This window comes from Mesorhizobium sp. M00.F.Ca.ET.216.01.1.1, from assembly GCF_004010325.2.
Lineage (GTDB): Bacteria > Pseudomonadota > Alphaproteobacteria > Rhizobiales > Rhizobiaceae > Mesorhizobium.
In genome coordinates this window covers 1-338 of record NZ_SADR02000316.1, presented here as the reverse complement: position 1 = coordinate 338, position 338 = coordinate 1, and the positions used below count along the sequence as shown (strand labels likewise).

The 338-nt window shown below is 61.5% G+C and carries 1 pseudogene; it reads left to right on the top strand.

From position 1 onward, the window contains the following. A pseudogene (locus EN859_RS36280) lies at positions 1-338 on the top strand (phosphatidylserine/phosphatidylglycerophosphate/cardiolipin synthase family protein); the annotation flags it as partial.

Here is a 338-nt window from a genome sequence, read left to right as displayed (position 1 = left end):
CCGGCCGGTCGACCTGACCCGCTATCCGGACCTCCAGCAATACGGCAAGACCGACGGCTTCTCGCTGAACTACTATTCCAACTGGAGCGATTTCGACATCGAGATCGCCGACCAGACGACCGTCGAGCCGCCGGCCGCCCATCTGTCGACCATCTGGCTGCGCGACGCCAACACCAATCTGTCGCGGCCGTTTTCCATTCCGGTTCGTTCCGTAGCTGCCCCGCACGGCGTGGCGCGGCATTTCATTTCCGTACCCTATGAGGACGGGCACGCGCTGGAAGCCTATTTCGTTGAACTGATCGACACCGCCGAGCATCGCATCGAGATCGTCAATCCCT